Origin of the sequence: Mycobacterium simiae, from assembly GCF_008370645.1 — a bacterium.
GTDB lineage: Bacteria > Actinomycetota > Actinomycetes > Mycobacteriales > Mycobacteriaceae > Mycobacterium > Mycobacterium simiae_A.
On the sequence record NZ_VTZN01000305.1, the window covers coordinates 1 to 3,253 of the forward strand.

Consider the following 3,253-nt stretch of genomic DNA (forward strand, 5'->3'; position numbering starts at 1 on the left):
GGTGCTGGCCGCCTATCCGCATCACGACGTTTCCGCGGCCGTCGATTGGATGCTGCTGGCGGCGATCAACGCGCTAATCGAAGGCAACCAACCTGGGGCGAATTATCACCTCGCCTGGGCAATCGCGGCCACATCAACAAGGAGTTCCGCATGACTGGATTCGAAATCAAGGCGTCGCCCGGAATCTATGGGCAGGCGGCCGATGCCCCACCTCCAGCGCCGCTGGCGCCGGGACCCGTGCAACCAGGCGGAACGTTGATGGACGGCTGGGTGGCAGGGTTCGGCGCGGCCACAAACGCCGATCTGGTTCCCACCAACGCCGATATCGCGGCCGACGACGCCGATCGGCGGGCCCATGCGGCCGACGCCGCACGCAAGTTCCCGGCTAATGAGGCGGACGCGGCGCAGCAGTTTGAAGGCGTGGGCGCCCAAGGCGGCGCGCAGGGAGCTACGCAAATGATCCAACAAGCCGTCTCAGGAATTACCGGTGCGATCGGGGGCGCGGTGGGCGGCATCATGGGGCCACTCACCCAGCTCCCCCAACAGGCCATGCAAGCCGGACAAGGCGCGATGCAGCCGCTGATGAGCGCGCTTCAGCAAAGCCAGGGCGCTGAGGGACTAGCTGCAGACGACGCGCGACTTGTCGACGCTGTGGGTGGTGAGCCCGGCCTCGCTGGCGGTGGTGGTGCTAGCAGCCTCGGATCTGGTGGTGGGGGCGGTGGCGGCACCACCCCGACCAGCTATCTGGGCCCGCCGCCGGTGCCGTCATCGTCGCCGCCGACGACCCCCGCTGGGGCACCGGGCAAGTCGGTCGCGGCGCCAACGACCGGTGGCACATCGCCGTCGTCGACGCCGATGGGTGCGACCGGCATGCCGATGATGCCCCCGGGCGCGATGGGCCACGGCGGTGAAGGCGGAAGCAAGGACAAGCCGGCTGAGAAGCGCGTTACGGCTCCGGGCGTGCCCAACGGCCAGCCCGTGAAGGGCCGGTTGACGGCCCCGCCGAGCGTCCCGGTGAAAACCACGGAGGGTAAGCCGCCGGTGGTTACCAGATCCACACGACGAATCCTATTGCCTGACAAGGACTACGATCGCAACCCCGATGAGAGACTCGACGGCGGTGAGTGACGATTCGTCGTCGGCGTTCGACGTGATTTGTGCTGAGATCGAACGTCAATTGCAGGGCGGCGAGGTTTCCATGGCTGCTCACGCGGCATTCGAACTGCTGCTTGCCGTGCAGTTTCAGCTGGATACTCCTCCGCAGCCGAGTTCCATCGCGCATGGGGCGCTGTACCAGGCCGTCGAAGCCGCTCGCGCGCAGATATACGGACGCTTGAGCCAGCTGTGGACTGGGCGCCGTGATGTGCTGGACGCGCGCCGCCAGCAATGGCTTTCCGGTCACCGCGATGTCCGCGCGCTACTGGTTGACGTGCTCAATGTGTTGCTGGCGGGCATCGCCGCCGCTGACGTCGAATGGGCGTACTCGTATGCGGAGCGGCGAGCGATGGCCGCCGCAGTTGTAGCCGAGATATGCGGCGACGCAGTAGGTGTCGCCGAGCAGCGCGATGCCGTTGGTCGAGCTGCTGCCGATGCACTTCGCGAGTTGGCGCATGGCACGGTGGCTAGCGAGGGTCGCGATCACGTCTCGCCGGTTGACCTGATTCGTGCCGAGGTCGCGCGACGGGTACGTGGCGAGGTGTCAACGGATTTCATCGCTGCCGGGGAATTGAAGACCGTCGTGCGGCACGTGCTGGATACGCAGCCGGGAAATGATCTCACCTACGGTCCGCTGTGCCAGGGTGCGCGAGCGGCGCGTGAGTCGATCTACCAGTGCCTGGTTCAGCTGTGGCAAGCGCGCCGTAGCGTCACTCGCGCCGACCGCGACATGCGTGACATCCGCTCGCTGTTGGTCGATTTGGAGAACCTATTGCGCGAGGTCGCGGCCGCCGCAGCCATCGAGCAAGCATACGCGCGAGCGGAGCGGCAGGCCATGGCGTCGGCGATCGTTGCCGAGATCCGAGGCGACACGCTGCGTCTCGAAGCCCAACACGATACAGTGCAGCAAGCCGCCGCCGACGCGATGCAGGCGTTGCAAGAGCTGACGGCCCGTTAGAGGAGAGTCTGCAATGTTGGTCGAGGGGGGCAACGCCACTCACCCGACGCGGATTGCTCTGACGCCAATAGCATCTTCTGTTGACTCGAGAGCCGCAAATGTTGTGCCCCAAGCGATCACAGGTGCCCAGACTCGCCGCACGACTGCACGGCGCATTGCAACAAACCCCATCGAGCGCCCTACCGCAAAACCGCGGGCAGCCTAATGCAACTGCGTTACATCAGCGTGGCGCGCCTGATCGCAGAGGCCGGCGGCGATCCATGGGCCCTTAACAAGAGCATGCAGGTAGGTCGCCCGGCCCAGATTTCCGATCTGGCCAAAGCTTTTCATGACGCGGGTGCGTGCACGGCAGAGGCCGACGCCGCCTTCAATCAGGCGCTGCAGCGTTTTGAATGGGCCTGGAATCGGGAAAACGGCGAACACCCGATCAACGACTCAGCCGAAGTGCAGCGGGTGACCAAATCGCTGGGGCTGCAGGCCGCGCAATTGCCCAAGATCGCGGTCGATTTGGAGAACATCGCGGCCGCCCTGGCCGAGGCACAACGAGCTGCCGGCTGGTACATCTCGGCGCTTGAGCAAGACCTCGAAGATATCGACTGCGAGATCGGTGAGGCGCTCGCCAACGACGACCAATGCGAGGCCGATATCCTTTGCGACGAGGCTGTTGCCGCAACCAAAGCAGTCCTGGCCCAGATCAAGCACATTCGCGACAGCTACTCGGCGATCTTGCAAAGCGGGCTGGGCAATCTACGCGCCGACGGCGGCGACCCGGCGGAGATTGAAGTAGCCGACGAGCTCTTGATCCCGCCGCTGGACACCAATCCGGAGCAAGTCAAGAGCTGGTGGGATTCCCTCAGCGAGCAGCAAAGACGGCTGCTGGTCGATCAACACCCGCAGGAGTTGGGCAACCTCAACGGTATTCCCGCCGAAGTGCGTGGACAGGTCAACCTTGCGGTGATGAACGACGACTTGCGCAGGGTAGAAGATAAGGCCAGACAGCACGGCGTAACACCTGAGAGCCTTCGGGACAAGGCGCTTCACAACGTCGGAAATGATGTCTTCAACAACCCCGCAACATATGGGCTTTCAGCTGCCGACATCAGCAGGTATCAGAACGCGGTGAAGACCAACCAAGGCCTG

At 64.4% G+C, this 3,253-nt stretch carries 4 protein-coding genes; all 4 read left to right on the forward strand.

All coding sequences use genetic code 11. The features are described from left to right. The coding region (locus tag F0Q45_RS28155) for a DUF5631 domain-containing protein (RefSeq protein ID WP_188113154.1) at window positions 1-154 on the forward strand (154 nt) is incomplete at its 5' end. Next, complete coding sequence (locus F0Q45_RS25085) at window positions 151-1,128, forward strand: hypothetical protein (protein WP_149656455.1); 978 nt, start codon at window positions 151-153, stop codon at window positions 1,126-1,128. The genes F0Q45_RS28155 and F0Q45_RS25085, both read left to right, overlap by 4 nt. After that, window positions 1,103-2,113 carry a hypothetical protein gene (locus F0Q45_RS25090; RefSeq protein WP_262491171.1) on the forward strand — a complete coding sequence of 337 codons (1,011 nt, stop codon included), beginning with the start codon at window positions 1,103-1,105 and terminating at the stop codon, window positions 2,111-2,113. The genes F0Q45_RS25085 and F0Q45_RS25090 overlap by 26 nt, the downstream gene beginning before the upstream one ends. A 204-nt stretch (window positions 2,114-2,317) precedes the next feature. Further along, window positions 2,318-3,253 (forward strand): putative alpha/beta hydrolase (locus F0Q45_RS25095; protein WP_444875264.1); only part of this gene is annotated, 936 nt, incomplete at its 3' end.

Excerpts from the sequence above, each read along its gene's own strand:
- F0Q45_RS25090 (WP_262491171.1), top strand. The coding sequence starts at position 1,103 with ATGAGAGACTCGACGGCGGTGAGTGACGATTCGTCGTCGGCGTTCGAC.
- F0Q45_RS25085 (WP_149656455.1), top strand. The coding sequence starts at position 151 with ATGACTGGATTCGAAATCAAGGCGTCGCCCGGAATCTATGGGCAGGCG.